The sequence below is a fragment of the Oscillospiraceae bacterium genome, from assembly GCA_015068645.1.
GTDB lineage: Bacteria > Bacillota > Clostridia > UMGS1840 > UMGS1840 > SIG452.
The window spans coordinates 1-14,133 of the sequence record SVKD01000004.1; the positions used below are offsets into that span (position 1 = coordinate 1).

At 41.1% G+C, this 14,133-nt stretch carries 16 protein-coding genes and 1 tRNA gene; 7 read left to right on the forward strand and 10 right to left on the reverse strand.

Annotated features, from left to right (window positions below; translation table 11 throughout):
• The 3 genes from E7413_02245 to E7413_02255 form a co-directional block, all read left to right on the forward strand.
• Window positions 1-296, forward strand: a 296-nt coding sequence (locus tag E7413_02245) for a pyrimidine reductase (protein MBE7018683.1), incomplete at its 5' end; no start/stop codon positions are given.
• A 580-nt stretch (window positions 297-876) separates the two neighbouring features.
• Window positions 877-1,056 (forward strand): helix-turn-helix domain-containing protein, encoded by a 180-nt coding sequence (locus E7413_02250; GenBank protein MBE7018684.1) that lies wholly within the window; start codon window positions 877-879, stop codon window positions 1,054-1,056.
• 112 nt (window positions 1,057-1,168) lie between these two features.
• Window positions 1,169-2,302, forward strand: a complete 1,134-nt coding sequence (locus E7413_02255) for a hypothetical protein (GenBank protein ID MBE7018685.1) — start codon at window positions 1,169-1,171, stop codon at window positions 2,300-2,302.
• Window positions 2,303-2,379: 77 nt separating this feature from the next.
• Here the strand turns inward: E7413_02255 and E7413_02260 are convergent.
• A tRNA-Trp gene (locus tag E7413_02260) sits at window positions 2,380-2,455 on the reverse strand.
• 175 nt (window positions 2,456-2,630) lie between these two features.
• Between E7413_02260 and E7413_02265 the strand changes: the two genes are divergently transcribed.
• From E7413_02265 to E7413_02280, 4 genes are all read left to right on the forward strand, one after another.
• A complete protein-coding gene (locus tag E7413_02265) occupies window positions 2,631-3,257 on the forward strand; it encodes a hypothetical protein (GenBank protein ID MBE7018686.1) in 627 nt (208 codons plus the stop codon).
• A gap of 63 nt (window positions 3,258-3,320) precedes the next feature.
• Complete coding sequence (locus E7413_02270; protein ID MBE7018687.1) at window positions 3,321-4,595, forward strand: galactokinase; 1,275 nt, start codon at window positions 3,321-3,323, stop codon at window positions 4,593-4,595.
• Window positions 4,592-5,971 carry a UDP-glucose--hexose-1-phosphate uridylyltransferase gene (locus E7413_02275; protein MBE7018688.1) on the forward strand — a complete coding sequence of 460 codons (1,380 nt, stop codon included), beginning with the start codon at window positions 4,592-4,594 and terminating at the stop codon, window positions 5,969-5,971. The genes E7413_02270 and E7413_02275 overlap by 4 nt, the downstream gene beginning before the upstream one ends.
• On the forward strand, window positions 5,972-6,523 hold the full coding sequence (locus E7413_02280; protein ID MBE7018689.1) for a 4'-phosphopantetheinyl transferase superfamily protein: 552 nt from the start codon (window positions 5,972-5,974) through the stop codon (window positions 6,521-6,523).
• 33 nt (window positions 6,524-6,556) lie between these two features.
• Here the strand turns inward: E7413_02280 and queA are convergent, their stop codons facing one another.
• The 9 genes from queA to E7413_02325 all read right to left on the reverse strand — a co-directional run bounded on the left by queA (window position 6,557) and on the right by E7413_02325 (window position 14,029).
• The gene (gene queA, locus E7413_02285; GenBank protein ID MBE7018690.1) at window positions 6,557-7,582 is read right to left on the reverse strand and encodes a tRNA preQ1(34) S-adenosylmethionine ribosyltransferase-isomerase QueA; all 1,026 of its coding nucleotides are present in this window, start codon (window positions 7,580-7,582) and stop codon (window positions 6,557-6,559) included.
• The gene (locus E7413_02290) at window positions 7,579-8,310 is read right to left on the reverse strand and encodes an rRNA pseudouridine synthase (GenBank protein MBE7018691.1); all 732 of its coding nucleotides are present in this window, start codon (window positions 8,308-8,310) and stop codon (window positions 7,579-7,581) included. Before E7413_02290 ends, queA begins: the two co-directional genes overlap by 4 nt.
• A gap of 10 nt (window positions 8,311-8,320) precedes the next feature.
• Window positions 8,321-10,318: a hypothetical protein gene (locus tag E7413_02295; protein MBE7018692.1), complete on the reverse strand. Its 1,998-nt coding sequence runs from the start codon at window positions 10,316-10,318 to the stop codon at window positions 8,321-8,323.
• Window positions 10,315-10,824, reverse strand: coding sequence for a rod shape-determining protein MreD (gene mreD / locus E7413_02300; GenBank protein ID MBE7018693.1), 510 nt, complete (start codon window positions 10,822-10,824; stop codon window positions 10,315-10,317). Before mreD ends, E7413_02295 begins: the two co-directional genes overlap by 4 nt.
• A 23-nt stretch (window positions 10,825-10,847) precedes the next feature.
• Complete coding sequence (gene mreC, locus E7413_02305) at window positions 10,848-11,681, reverse strand: rod shape-determining protein MreC (GenBank protein MBE7018694.1); 834 nt, start codon at window positions 11,679-11,681, stop codon at window positions 10,848-10,850.
• Window positions 11,682-11,763: 82 nt separating this feature from the next.
• A complete protein-coding gene (locus E7413_02310) occupies window positions 11,764-12,801 on the reverse strand; it encodes a rod shape-determining protein (protein MBE7018695.1) in 1,038 nt (345 codons plus the stop codon).
• A 45-nt stretch (window positions 12,802-12,846) separates the two neighbouring features.
• Window positions 12,847-13,137 (reverse strand): DUF4321 domain-containing protein, encoded by a 291-nt coding sequence (locus E7413_02315; protein ID MBE7018696.1) that lies wholly within the window; start codon window positions 13,135-13,137, stop codon window positions 12,847-12,849.
• Window positions 13,138-13,140: 3 nt separating this feature from the next.
• Window positions 13,141-13,653, reverse strand: a complete 513-nt coding sequence (locus tag E7413_02320; protein MBE7018697.1) for a Gx transporter family protein — start codon at window positions 13,651-13,653, stop codon at window positions 13,141-13,143.
• On the reverse strand, window positions 13,637-14,029 hold the full coding sequence (locus E7413_02325) for a NusG domain II-containing protein (protein ID MBE7018698.1): 393 nt from the start codon (window positions 14,027-14,029) through the stop codon (window positions 13,637-13,639). Before E7413_02325 ends, E7413_02320 begins: the two co-directional genes overlap by 17 nt.
• Window positions 14,030-14,133: the final 104 nt, after the last annotated feature.

Below are 14,133 nucleotides of genomic sequence, written 5' to 3' on the forward strand. Positions count from 1 at the left end.
AAGAAATGGGGATTCCGTACATCTTCGCAGGAGAGGATGAAATAAACGTCGAAAAAGCCCTCTCAAAGCTCACAGAATTGTTGGGGATACACACACTGCTACTCGAGGGTGGAAGTGTCGTGAACGGATATTTTGAGCGTTCTGATGTGGTTGACGAGTTGAGTCTGGTGATGGCTCCCGTGATAGCGGATTCTGACAGCAAACCTTTATTTACAGATAGCGGAATTTGCGATTTCAATCTAAAGGAAATCAAGCAATATGAGAACGGTGTTCTTTGGTTAAATTATAAAAAATAACAAGCAAAACGAGAAAAGCTCGCTTCGGACGGAAGCGGGCTTTTTGTTATTTCAAGTCAAAATTTTTGATTTATGATACCTTAAAAAGGGCGGAGATTTCGGGCTTTTTCAAGGGGAACGAAATTTCTTATTTGTGCATGCAAACACGTTTATCGGTTGCTGAAATTTTATCAAAAAACAACTTTATGAAGCTATTCTATGAGCAGACATCTTCAAACAACTCTTTTAAGATACGGGGTTCGTATGATTGTTGTTCGATTTCTGCAAAAGCGGATTCCAGTTGTCCGTTGGCAATATTTGAAGCTGTTTTTTCTCACGCACGCGAGGGCTCAAAAATTCTCACCGAATTTTTTTGCTAAGAGCTTATTTTTCAGAAAAAAACTTGTGTAAACTGCGTAAAAACAGGGGGTATCCCCGAAAAACAAAGACGAAAAGTTGAAATCGGGAGTTATAGAACAACGTGAAACACGGTTCTTTTTGCAGGGCGTTATTACAGTTGACTGGCCAATTTTGAAAAAGTCCGAAGATTCCCATACTTCCCGAAACAAAAAATATCAATCAATACGAAAGGAAACAAAATATGTTAGAAAGTTACGGCGACGTTTTAAGCATCAATGATTTATGTGAAATCCTCAGAATCGGAAAGAATTCGGCTTACAATTTAGTGAAGTCGGGACAGATAGAAGCCATGCTGATAGCAGGCAAACACAGGATTTTAAAGAGATCCGTCATCAAACTGATAGAATCCTGTATGAGTTAACGACAAAAAACAAGAAAAATATCAAAAAAAAGAAAAAACTATTGTATATCCTGCATGCATGCTATATAATGGATGTATAGCGTGTATGTAGGCGAACAGAAAGGAGCTCACCATGACAGGTAGCCTACAAGAAAAAAGAACAAAAAACGGTAACTCGTATTATTACATCGTATTAAACACCAAACCTCAGAAGACGTGGATTGCCACGGGACTTGAGGTAAAAGGGAACAGACGACAGGCACAGGATATGCTGATAAAAGCCATTGTGGAATACGAGAAGCTGGAAAATTTTGAGGTAATTCCCACAGATGTTTCCTTCCATCGGTATTTGGAAGAATGGGTGGCAACCACCGAAGTTCGTGAAACTACCCGTAAGAATTACAGAAGCTATCTCAACCAGCATATTTTACCGTATTTTAAGAAATTAAATATCAAATTGCAAAATGTGAGACCGTCCACCCTTCGTACATATTACGACTACTGTAAGAATACGAAGAAACTGTCTGCCAAGACCATCCGCAATCAGCAGGGCGTGTTGTCCAAAGCGTTACATGATGCCTTCTACGACGACTTAATACCCACCAACCCTCACACCAAGGTCAGATTTATCCGAGTGGAAGCACCGATGATAGAAACGCTGACGGAAGAGGAATACAAGATATTTCTTGAGGAAGCAAAGTCCCACCACTTGTATCTTGCGATTATGCTTCTGTGTGAGACGGCAATCCGTCGTAGTGAGTTGTTGGGGATAGAATGGAAGAATGTGGACTTAGAGAGCGGAGAGATCAAAATTTGCGCCACCAGGACGTCTGTATCAAAAGAAAACGTGGAGTATAGTACCAAGACGCACAGTTCCAACAGAACGATGTATATCGACGAAACTCTGATTGCATTGTTAAAGCAGGAAAAGGCGAAGCAGGAAGAACACCGCAACATGTTTGGAGCCGATTACATCAAAAACGATTTAGTAATCAAGTATCCTGACGGCCGTCCCTACAGTGACACTCAGGTGACCAGACAAATCGGGAATCTGACCGAAAAATTATTCGGTAAACGAATCACGCCTCATCGGTTACGGCATACCGTTGCCAGCATTATGGTAGACAACAATATTCCCATTTATAATGTGTCCAAATTCTTAGGACACAGCGGGACACAGATTACCGAGAAGACATACGTTCACGCACGGCGTGATTTAAATCGCGGAACATTAGACCTCTTTAAAACCCGCTTAAATCAAGGGTAATCGGAGAAAAAGTTAGAACAAAAGTTAGAACAGCGCACAAAAAAAGCCCGTAACCCTTGCGGTTACAGGCTTTTCGGTGGCAGGGGCAGTAGGATTTGAACCCACGACTTACAGTTTTGGAGACTGTCGCTCTACCAGCTGAACTATACCCCTAAATATTTAACACTATGACATTATACACGATGTTTTAAGATTTGTCAATATCTAATCTGGAAATTTTTTCGATAATTTTACATTCTTCATTGACAGAACCAAAAATTCAAGTTATAATGATGATATTAAAGCTTATTTGCAAAAAAAATGAAGTAAGAAAGAGGGGAGGGACACAATGCCGAAAAATTTCAAGAAATGGGCAAACATTGCTGTGCTATTCCTTCTTTGTTTTAGTTTGATCGTCAATATACATTGTGTGCTTTTATTATGCCGGTATCGTCAGATTTATCAGACCACTCCGGTATGGATGACTCCGACGGGAGAGCAAATGATGGTTGTACCTGTTGTTACACCGATTCCTTCAGTGGCACCTGTTACACCGTCTCCGGAGCCTACCTCGGAGCCGGTTGTGGAGGAAATGGTCGAAACAGAAGCAGAGGTTCCTGTTGAAGAGGTGATTGATGCGGAAACCGTATCCGAAGAGGCTACGGCATTTACTGAAGATGTGCAACCAATTCAGGAAACAGAAACTGCCACTGAAACACAAGTGCCAGAGGTCGTAACACCCCAGGTAACCGAAAAGCCTAAGGCAACGGCGACACCGCGGGCCACCGAAAAACCGCAAGCAACCAAACAACCCCAAACAGCTGTTACTTCGGCAAGCAGTAATTTGTATATTACGAAATCCGGCAGTAAATATCATCGGGAGGGATGTAGTTCGCTTTCCAAATCTCAAATTCCGATTTCGTATGAAGATGCTGTGGCAAAAGGATATGAGCCTTGCGGAAGATGTAATCCATGATTATCTGTATGAAACGAGATTCGATAAAAAACATGAAATCAATTTGTTGACAGGGAGAGAATTATGGCTAATAAAGAACAACTGATTCAAAAAATCAATCAGGCGGATGAACGCCTTATAGAGCTTTACGGAAAAGAAAATGTTTCCGTTCAGAAAACTCGTTACATAGAGGCTGTTGAAAAATTTTGCGAGATTTATGGAGAACGTGATGATTTGATGATTTTTTCCGCACCGGGCAGAACTGAAATCGGCGGAAATCATACTGACCACAATTTAGGAAAAGTTCTGGCAGGGAGCGTGAATTTAGATGTAATTGCCGTGGCTTCCAAAAATGCAGACGGACGTATTCGAGTGCAGTCTAAAGGGCATCGGGAGGCTGTTGTGGCAATTAATGATTTGGAAATTCACGAAGAGGAAGCAGAACAGTCTGTTTCCCTAGTTCGCGGCATGGCTGCTCGTTTTCAACAGTTAGGATATCAGATTGGTGGATTTGATACTTATTCCACGTCCAACGTTTTAAGAGGGTCCGGACTTTCTTCTTCCGCTGCTTTTGAAGTGCTCATTGGCACAATCTTAAACGGTTTATTTAACGATGAAAAGGTATCAGCTGTGGAAATTGCGAAAATGTCCCAGTATGCTGAAAACGAATATTTTAAAAAACCTTGCGGACTGATGGATCAGATGGCATCTTCCGTAGGTGGTATTATTACCATTGATTTTAAAGAAAAAGAAAGTCCTGTTATCGAAAAAGTAAACTTTGATTTTCAAAAAAGCGGATATGCGCTTTGTATTGTGGATACCGGTGGAAATCACTCGGATTTAACCAATGAGTATGCAAGTATCCCCGGTGAAATGAAAGCAGTGGCAGGGTATTTTGGTAAATCTGTGTTGAGAGAAGTTACCAAAGAAGAAATCCTTACCAATATTGTTGCATTGCGGAAACAGTTTGGCGATAGAGCCGTGCTTCGTTCCTTGCATTATTTAGATGATAATGCTCGTGTGGAAAAAGAAGTTGAAGCTTTAAACAATGATGATTTCGAATCCTTCAAGCAGGAAATTATTGCATCAGGTAATTCTTCCTTCAGATTCCTGCAGAATGTGTACGCGACGGTGAATCCCAAAGAACAGGGATTATCTTTGGCAATTTATATTGCTGAGAAAATGTTGGAAGGAAAAGGAGCATACAGAGTGCACGGAGGTGGATTTGGCGGTACTACCCAGAATTTTGTGCCCGTGGAAATGGTAGATGCATTTAAATCTGCTGTGGAACGTGTATTTGGGGAAGGTAAGTGCCATATTCTCTTTATCAGAAATCACGGAGGCATCAGAGTATTATGATTAACAAATATTTGTCCGAACTGTTGGATTACGGCATCAAAAGGGAAATGATTACTCGTGAGGATGAATGTTATATTGTAAACCGCATTTTAAATTTAGTCGGTGCTTCTTCTTTTGAACGTGTGGAGTACACAGCTCATAACAGTTTGGAGGAGCTGTTGGGAGATTTATGCGATGTTGCCTTTGAAAACGGAAAATTAGAACAGAATACCGTTACATATCGTGATATTCTGTCTGCAGAAATTATGGATTATTTCACGCCCACACCTGGTAATCTTTCCCGTGAATTTTGGGCAGCATACGAAGAAAATCCCGAAAAAGCAACCGATTTATTTTACAACTTATCCAAAAATTCCAATTATATTATGACCGACCGTGTGAAACGGGATTTGAAATGGAAAACCAACACTTCTTATGGGGAGTTGGATATCACCATCAATTTATCCAAGCCTGAAAAAGACCCCAAGGAAATTGCGGCAGCCAAAACACAGAAACAGACAGGTTATCCCAAATGTTTGCTATGTCCCGAAAATGTTGGGTTCAAAGGTCATTCTAACCATCCGCCCAGAGCCAATCATAGAATCATTTCTATGGAACTTTGCGGGGAAAAATGGGCGCTTCAGTATTCGCCCTATGTATATTATAATGAGCATTGTATTCTGTTAAACTGTGAGCACACTCCCATGAAAATCAATCGTGCCACTTTTTCAAAATTACTTCATTTTGTGAAAAAATTCCCTCATTATTTTGTGGGTTCCAATGCAGATTTACCCATTGTGGGCGGTTCTATTTTAACTCACGACCATTTTCAAGGCGGAAACTATGAATTCCCTATGGCGAAATGTGGCAGTCGTTTTGCTGTTGAATTTGAAGGCTTTACAAACGTAAAAGCGTATGTGGTGGACTGGGCACTTTCTACCATTCGTTTAGTTGGTGATTCTATTGAAGAACTGTGTGATTTGGGGGATAAAATCTTAACTACCTGGCGTGGATATTCCGATGAATCCTGCGAAATTTTAGCACATACCGATGCACCTCATAACACCATCACTCCTATCGCAAGATATCGTGACGGTCATTTTGAACTGGATTTAATCTTACGAAATAATAGAACTACCGAAGAACATCCTTTGGGTATTTTCCATCCCCATAGTGAATATCACCATATCAAAAAGGAAAATATCGGGCTTATCGAAGCAATGGGCCTGGCAGTACTGCCTGCTCGTTTGAAAAACGAGCTTGGTGAGTTAACAGATTCCAAAAAAGAAGAAGTGGGACAGATTTTTGCCAAGATTTTGGAAAACTGCGGTGTGTTTAAGAATACCGAGGCAGGAAATGATGGTATGAAAAAATTTGTTGCCGCGGTAAACGGTTAAATGAAAAATATGAACACCAAAGTATTTTTGTTGTCACTGACTTCATTTCGTGAAAAATATCCTGATGCTACCAAACGGGAAATTGAAAAAATAGCCGGTGATTATGCCCTCAGAAAAGTTTTTTCCGATTTATTTGATGTAAGAGAATTTAAAATCAACCGTGACGGAAAACCCGCTATCAAGGATAGTCCGTATCATTTCAATCTTTCCCATAGCGGTGATTGGTTATTGTTGGCGGTGGGAGATGCTCCCGTGGGTGCAGATATTGAAAAAATCACCAGAATCCGCCCGAAAACGATGGAAAAGTATTTTACGAAATCGGAACAAGAGAGAGTAAAGAAAAACGGTACCAAGGCGTTTTTTGAACTCTGGTGCCAAAAAGAAAGTTATGTGAAATACACAGGCGAAGGAATCAAAGCCTTATCCAAAGAATCCAAAGATTTGATTTATCCCGAAGGTATTGCTTTCTTTTCTAAAAAATTTGAAGATTATCAAATCTCGGTTTGTACCGACAAAGAGGATTTACCGAGCAAAATTGAAATATTGCAATAAAAAAAGCTTCTGCATTGCAGAAGCTTTTTTGTTTTACAATAATAGCATACAGTCGCCAAAGGAGAAAAATCTGTATTCATTTTCTTTGGCTTTTTCGTAGGCGTTTAGGATTTTTTCACGGTCGGATAATGCAGAAACCAACATCAAAAGGGTGGATTTCGGCAAGTGGAAATTGGTTAATAATCCGTCAATGACTTTGAACTCATAACCGGGGTAAATAAAGATTTCGGTTTCGCCGGAGCAGGGGACGATACCGCCTTGTTCCTGCGCCATTGCTTCCAAGGTACGAAGACTGGTGGTGCCAACCGAAATAATCCGTCTGCCTTCTTTTTTGGCAAGATTTAGGATATCTGCTGTTTCTTTGGGCACCTGATACCATTCCTTATGCATCTTGTGGTTATTCACATCATCCACGCTGACGGGACGGAAAGTTCCCAGTCCTACGTGCAGGGTCACATAGCAGGTGATAACCCCTTTTTCTTCCAGCCGTTTGATATATTCTTCGGTAAAGTGAAGACCTGCGGTAGGAGCCGCAGCGGAACCGTCAAATTTGGCATACACGGTCTGATAACGGTTTTTATCTTCCAGTTTTTCTTTGATGTAAGGAGGGAGGGGCATATTGCCCAGTTTTTCTAAAATTGTTTCAAACACGCCGTCGTAGAAGAATTTTACAATTCGTCCGCCGTCATCTAATTCTTCAATCACCTCGGCTACTAATTCGCCATTACCGAAAATAATTCTGCCGTTTAATTTGATACGTTTGGCAGGTTTCATTAACACTTCCCATTCGTCTAAATTGCGACGTTTTAAAAGAAGCACCTCGATATGAGCGGTGCCGCCTTCTTTCACGCCGTACAGACGGGCAGGGAGCACACGGGTGTTGTTAAACACCAGCACGTCGCCGGGTTTTACATATTCAATTAAATGATAAAACCGACTGTGCACAATGTTACCGGTTTCTTTATCAAGCACCATCATTTTGGAGGAGGTGCGGTCTTTTAGGGGAGTTTGTGCTATCATTTCTTCGGGTAGCACATAGTTAAAATCGTCGGTTCTCATAGGTTCTCCTTGTATTCTTCGGGTACGATTTCCAAAAGAGTGATTTCGGCAGGGGTTAGTTCTCTGTATTCACCAAGCTTTAAGGAATCGTCAAGCAAAAGACTTCCGATTTGTACCCGTTTTAAGTAGGTCACGGTGGCACCAAGTGCTTCAAACATTCGCTTCACCTGATGAAATTTTCCTTCAAAAATGGTGAGGTGACAAGTATTCTCCGATAAAATTTCCAAAAAAGCACTTTTACACTCATAGCCATCGTCAATGGTGATTCCGCTTTTGAATTTTGCAATCCATTCGGGGATCATCGGTTTATCAATTTGAACAAAATATTTTTTGTTGACGTGGTTTTTCGGCCCTGTTACCCGATGGGCAAGTTTACCGTCGGTGGTTAAAAACACAAATCCCTCGGTATCTTTATCCAGACGTCCTGCAGGGAATACTTTGTTTTTCGGAACTTCATCATCAGGGAGTAAATCCAGTACTGTTTTTTCCCGCAAATCCTCAGTGGCACAGATATAGCCATCCGGTTTATTCATCATCAGATGATAATGCTCTCGGTAGCAAACAGGAATTCCACTTGCGATAATATCTGCTTCGTCAGGATTTACCTTGGTCGCCGGGTCAGTAATTACGGTTTCGTTTACCGTTACAGCACCTGAACGAATTAATTTTACCACTTCTTTTCTCGAACCTACCATGGCGTTTGCTAAAATTTTATCCAGTCGTTCCATTTTATTTCCTCTATTTCACCTGGAATTTTTCGTAATCCTCCTGAACTTCCTCCTGACCGTCTTGGAAGTATTCTGCGATAACTTCTCTTGCAGCAGGAGCAATAGAGTTCCCGTGGGCACCATGTTCTACTACAACGGAAATAGCAATCTGAGGATTATCATACGGCGCAAAGGCAACAAACAGACCATTATTGGTGCCCGGCACTTCTGCTGTACCTGTTTTACCGCCTACCGGAATAGAGAAATCTGTAAAGGTGCTGCTGGCGGTACCGTCTTCGGTAACGGAACGCATACCTTCCATAATTGCCGTATAGTTTTCCGGTTGAATGGAAATGGTATCCAAAGCAGTGGGATGAATTTCCTTAATCTCACCGGTAGCACGGTCTTTGATTCGATAGAGCAGGTGTGTTTCATATCTGGTTCCGCCGTTTACCACGGTAGCAATATAGTTAGAAAGTTGCAGAGGGGTGTACAGATTATCAGATTGACCGATGGATGCTTGCAGTACATCCCCTGGATACCAGGGTTCATCAATTTTTTTACGGTATTCGGGACCTGCCACAATTCCTTTTTCTTCGCCGGGAATTTCGATACCGGTGTATTCACCCAAGCCAACTTTTTTGGCATATTCGTTGAGCTTTTCAATACCAAGTTTGCGGCCCATTTCGTAAAAATAATAGTTACAGGATACTTTGATGGCATCCGATACATTTACATATCCGTGATTTGCAGGATACACATGACAGGTGGGTTGATAATCTTTAAAGTATGTGTATTTCCCCAGGTCTTGCACATATTCACCGGGGGAAGCAATATTTTCTTCTAAAATTGCCAAAGAGGTCAGAATTTTAAAGGTGGAGCCGGGAGCATAGGTTCCTGAAATTGCACGGTTCCAGAATGGTTTTAAAGGATTGCTGTAATTTTGAGCATAATCTTTTTGGAAATTGGAAAGGTCGTAATCCGGATAGGATGCCATTGCCAATACTTCACCGGTATGCACATCCACCACGGTAATAGCTCCACCGCCAATATCGGAAATGCTGTTTCCCAGTTCTGCGATAATATTTTCCAAAGCTTCTTCTGCTGTTTTTTGCAGGTCCAGATCGATAGTTAAAATCAGGTCATTTCCGGGAACTGCATTTTGCAGAACGTCTGTTTGCGTGATTTTTCCATATTCATTCTGTTCTATTTTTACAATACCGTCTTTCCCTTTTAATTCCAGATCGTAAACTTTTTCAATGCCTTCTTTACCGATAATATCAGTGAAGCCGTAACCTAAGTCTTTCAGCTCATCATATTCTTCCTTGTAAATCAAACCAACACGGCCCAGCAGATGAGGAGCAACCGCCTCCGGATACAATCTGTCGTAAGACGTTACGATATTGGCACCGGGATAGCTTCGGTCATTTTCTTTAATGATGGTTACCACATTCATATTTACATTTTTTGCAAATATATAGGGGTTATTCTGAGAGAATTCTCTTTGTTCCATTTCTGAGCGGACTGCAACCATTTTTCTCAGATATTCCGCAGGGATATCTGACGGGAGCTGATAACGCTTAGTTAATTCTTTCATACATTTTTCTGCAGAGATATCTTCAGGAAGCTCCAGATTTGAGAAGAATGTTTTTAATTCATCAGCGGGCATGGTGTAGGTATAAGGAAGTTCAGAAATGGGCAAGTTGTCCACAAATTCCTGGTTTTCCCGTTCCATTAAACGAATCAGTTGATAAACGGTATCATTCACCCATTTGGTATCTTTTTTGTATTGTGTGATTTCCACGTTGTAGGTAATCTGGCTGGATACCAGTACCCGACCATAACGGTCTAATATTTCGCCTCGTTGTGCTTTTAGAGGCATGGTTTTTACCATGCGCTTCATAGAATCCTGAACGTATTCTTCGCCGTTAATAATCTGTAACGAGAACAGACGAAATACGATAAAAAGCAAAAATACAACTGCAATTACAAGGATAACTGCAATGCGGGAAAACAGATCTTTTTTCATATGCGAAACACACTCCTGTGTTTTTTACGATTTCGCTTCTGAACAAGGTGCATCAAAAGGAACATCGCAAAATTATAAACAAATTCCAGCAGGGCAGTGCGGTAGAGTAACACCCAGAAATTTCCTTCAAAAAGGGAGGTGAAAAGCGCATAGCACAGGGAATATAACAAGCAAGCTATCAATCCGTAAATAGCTTCTAAAACAAAGTTTTCGGAAAATGCACCGTGGTACAGTTCACGAATACCTAATGCAGTTAGTACCAACAGCGTTGTGTGAATGCCAAAAAAACGGCCGGATACACAGTCTGAGAAAAAGCCGAGAATAATAGCAGACCATAGGGAATAGCCGGATTCTTTATGGAAAGAAAGGGCCAGCACAAACGCAAACACAAAATCGGGTGCTACCCCAAGAATACGAATTCTGTCAGCAAAAATAAGCTGTAACAAAAAGATTGCAGCTGCTAAGAAATATTTTTTTATTAAGTTTAAAAATTCCGGCTGAAACATAGAATGAATCCTTTTATTTACAGTTATTTTTTGGTAATGACCAGAACTTCTTGGATGTTGGTAAAATCAACCAAAGGCATAATGGTGGCATATTGAGCGTTTTGTTGTTCGGAAACTTTGATTTCCTTGATTTTTCCAATGGGAATTCCACGAGGATAAATTTCACCCAGACCGGAGGTTTCCACAAAATCACCTTCTGCAACGGTAAACTCTTTGGAAACGTAAAGCATTTTTAACATACCGTTATTGACCAGTGTGGTGTCACCTTCTGCTACTGACACATCTCCCGTACGGGTAATACGACACCCTACAGAAGTGGAGGGGTCTAAAATGGTTTGCACTTTTGCCCATCCGTGACCTGCTTCGAATACCAAACCTATCAAACCGTTTTGCGACATCACTGCCTGATTTACGGCAATACCGCTTTCGGTGCCTTTATCAATGGTAATAAATCTTCCGTAGTTGGAACCGTCTTTGGCAATTACAGTTGCTGCAGTGGTTTGATATTCCGGATATTTTTCTTTGAGTTCCAAAAGACCTCTGAGACGCTCGTTCTCGGTTTCCAACGAGCTTAAAGAAGCATTTTCTTGTTCTAACAGATTGTTTTTATAAGTCAATTCATTTATGGATTCCACAAGTTCCTTCTTATTCCCGAAAAAATTAAAAAAATTACCGGTGGAATTTGCAATGTTGGTGAAAAAACGGGCTACAGGTTTCACGGTGACATTTGCAATGTTATCCAAAAATGTCACATTGCCGCGATTTACTGCTGAACTGATGAGCAGTGTAGCGATAATTACCGCGAATACTACAGTAATAATAATCGGTTTTTTCCGATTGTTTCTTCTCAAAAAAATTCACCTCCCAAGGTAGTCAAACGAGAAAAAAGGAGTATACTCCGACGGGGAGCATACTGTTAGACGAGATTGCCACAAAGAATTATCTGCGATAATGTTTCATTTGTCGTCTGTCGTTATTGAGCATTTTTAACACGTCAATTTCTTCCAGCAGAAGTCCTGCGCCCATTGCTACGCAATCCAATGCATTTTCTGCAGCTTTGACAGGCAGCATGGTTTCTTTTGCCAGCAAGGTGTCCAATCCGCGAAGCAGAGCACCGCCACCGGTTAAGGTGATTCCTTTGCCAACAATGTCTGCGGCTAACTCAGGAGGGGTATTTTCCAGTGTTTCTTTCACTGCATCCACAATATGTTTGATGGGTTCTTCCAGCGCTTCTCTCACTTCTAAAGCAGTGATTTCAATATTTCTGGGAAGACCGGAAATTAAGTCACGACCGCGAACATCAACAGAATCTTCCAAACCGGAACATTCATATACAGAACCGATACGGATTTTCACTGCTTCTGCAGTTCTGTCACCCACGTTTAAGTTGTGATTCTTCTTAATGTAGTTTGCGATGGCAGAATCAAATGCATCCCCGGCAATTCGAACACTTTTGGCGGTAACGATGGCACCTAAAGAAATCACAGCAACTTCACTGGTACCACCACCGATATCTAACACCATATTTCCGAATGCATCAATGATCTGCAGACCTGCGCCTACAGCGGATGCCATGGATTCTTCCACAATATAAACCTCTTTGGCACCGGATTGCAGCACAGCATCCTCAACGGCACGTTTTTCCACCTCGGTTACACCTGCGGGGACGCAGGCAACTACACGGGGTTTTGCAAAAATACTGCCTTTTAAAACCTTCTTTAAAAAGAATTTAATCATTTTGTAGGTCATAGCAAAATCGGAGATAACACCTTCGCTTAAAGGGCGCACTGCGATAATGCTGTCAGGTGTTCTGCCCACCATTTCTTTTGCTTCGTTACCAACTGCCAAAACGTCTTTGGTATAACGGTTAATAGCAACAACAGAGGGTTCTCTTAACACAATCCCTCTTCCTTTTACGTAAATTAAAGTATTTGCGGTACCTAAATCAATACCGATATCTCTTGCAAACATAGACATTTTGCGATTTCTCCAATCCTTTTAGAATTCTTTATGTAAAGCAAATTAAAATACAAACCGATAAAACAGGGAAGAAATTAAAATTCCCAAAATAACGGCAACATTCACGTGCAGGGAAAAACCCAGCGTAAATGATACAACTGATAGGTCCAATACAATCGGCGAGGTCAATCCAATTGTTCGCCCGATAGAAAGCCAGCTCAGTGCGGCAATACCTTTCGAAAAATAAATCATCAGTTCTCCCAGCACAACACCAATCACCAAAATGATGAGTAGGGTAAGGACAGAAAACTGTTTTGCTTTTCCGCGTGCCATGGTAACAATCCTCCTAGGCATATTTTATAAAATTTTGGAAAGTCGTTTTGTTAAGAGTTCTGCAATTATTCCGATCACGACAGAGGTAAACAAGGTGATAATGGCTGCTACGGGATATAAGCCGAACACAGCTGTGGATTTTAACACAAGCATAGACATCAGATACTGAAGCGTGATGTGAGAAAATCCGCCTAGGGCACTGACACCTGCCATAGAAATTTTTTCTTTGCGATACAGATGCATTCCCACAGCCATTGCCATACAGGCTCCAATGCTTCCTGCCATTGTGAATAGAAATGAGGAAAATCCCTGAAACAAAAAAGCGGAGAGCAGAATTTTAAGGCCTGTCATCAGAAAAGCTTCCAAAAAACCGAACAAGGATAAAAATACCAAAATCACTAAATTGGAAAATCCGAATTTGACACCCGGCACACCTAAAGGGACTATCCATTCCACCCAGGACAGTACAAACAGTGTGGCGAGACACAGTGCTCTGATCGTAATGCGGGATATTTTTTTGCTAGTAGGAGACTGCATCAACTTTGTCGCCTCCTTCCAGCATAATCATCAATTTATGGGGCAGACAGATTAACATATCGCCTGCTTGGGAGATTGTTCCCATTTGCACACAATCGTGATTGGGACAATCGCTATCGGTAATGGCTACCATGCCCGAATTCAGGTATATTTGATTATAGCCATAATCTGTTTTTACCATGATTTCTTTTTCGTATCCCTCAGAAATAGAATAGGTTGCATATTCACGGGAATCTACATAAATTGTTACCGTGTTTGCCGAAAGAGGTGATCGATAAAATCCGATAGCTGCCGCGATCGCCACAGCGATAATCATACTGAATATAAAAAAATCGCCTTTTTTGAAAGTGCTAATCAAAAAACGTTGCTTTTTCATAGTTTCCTCAAGCTTTTGATGATGGAGAAAAGGGAAGTGACAAAGCGTCTTTTCCGAAACTTTCCCACATTATACTCTATAACTATTTTACTATATCATAAAAA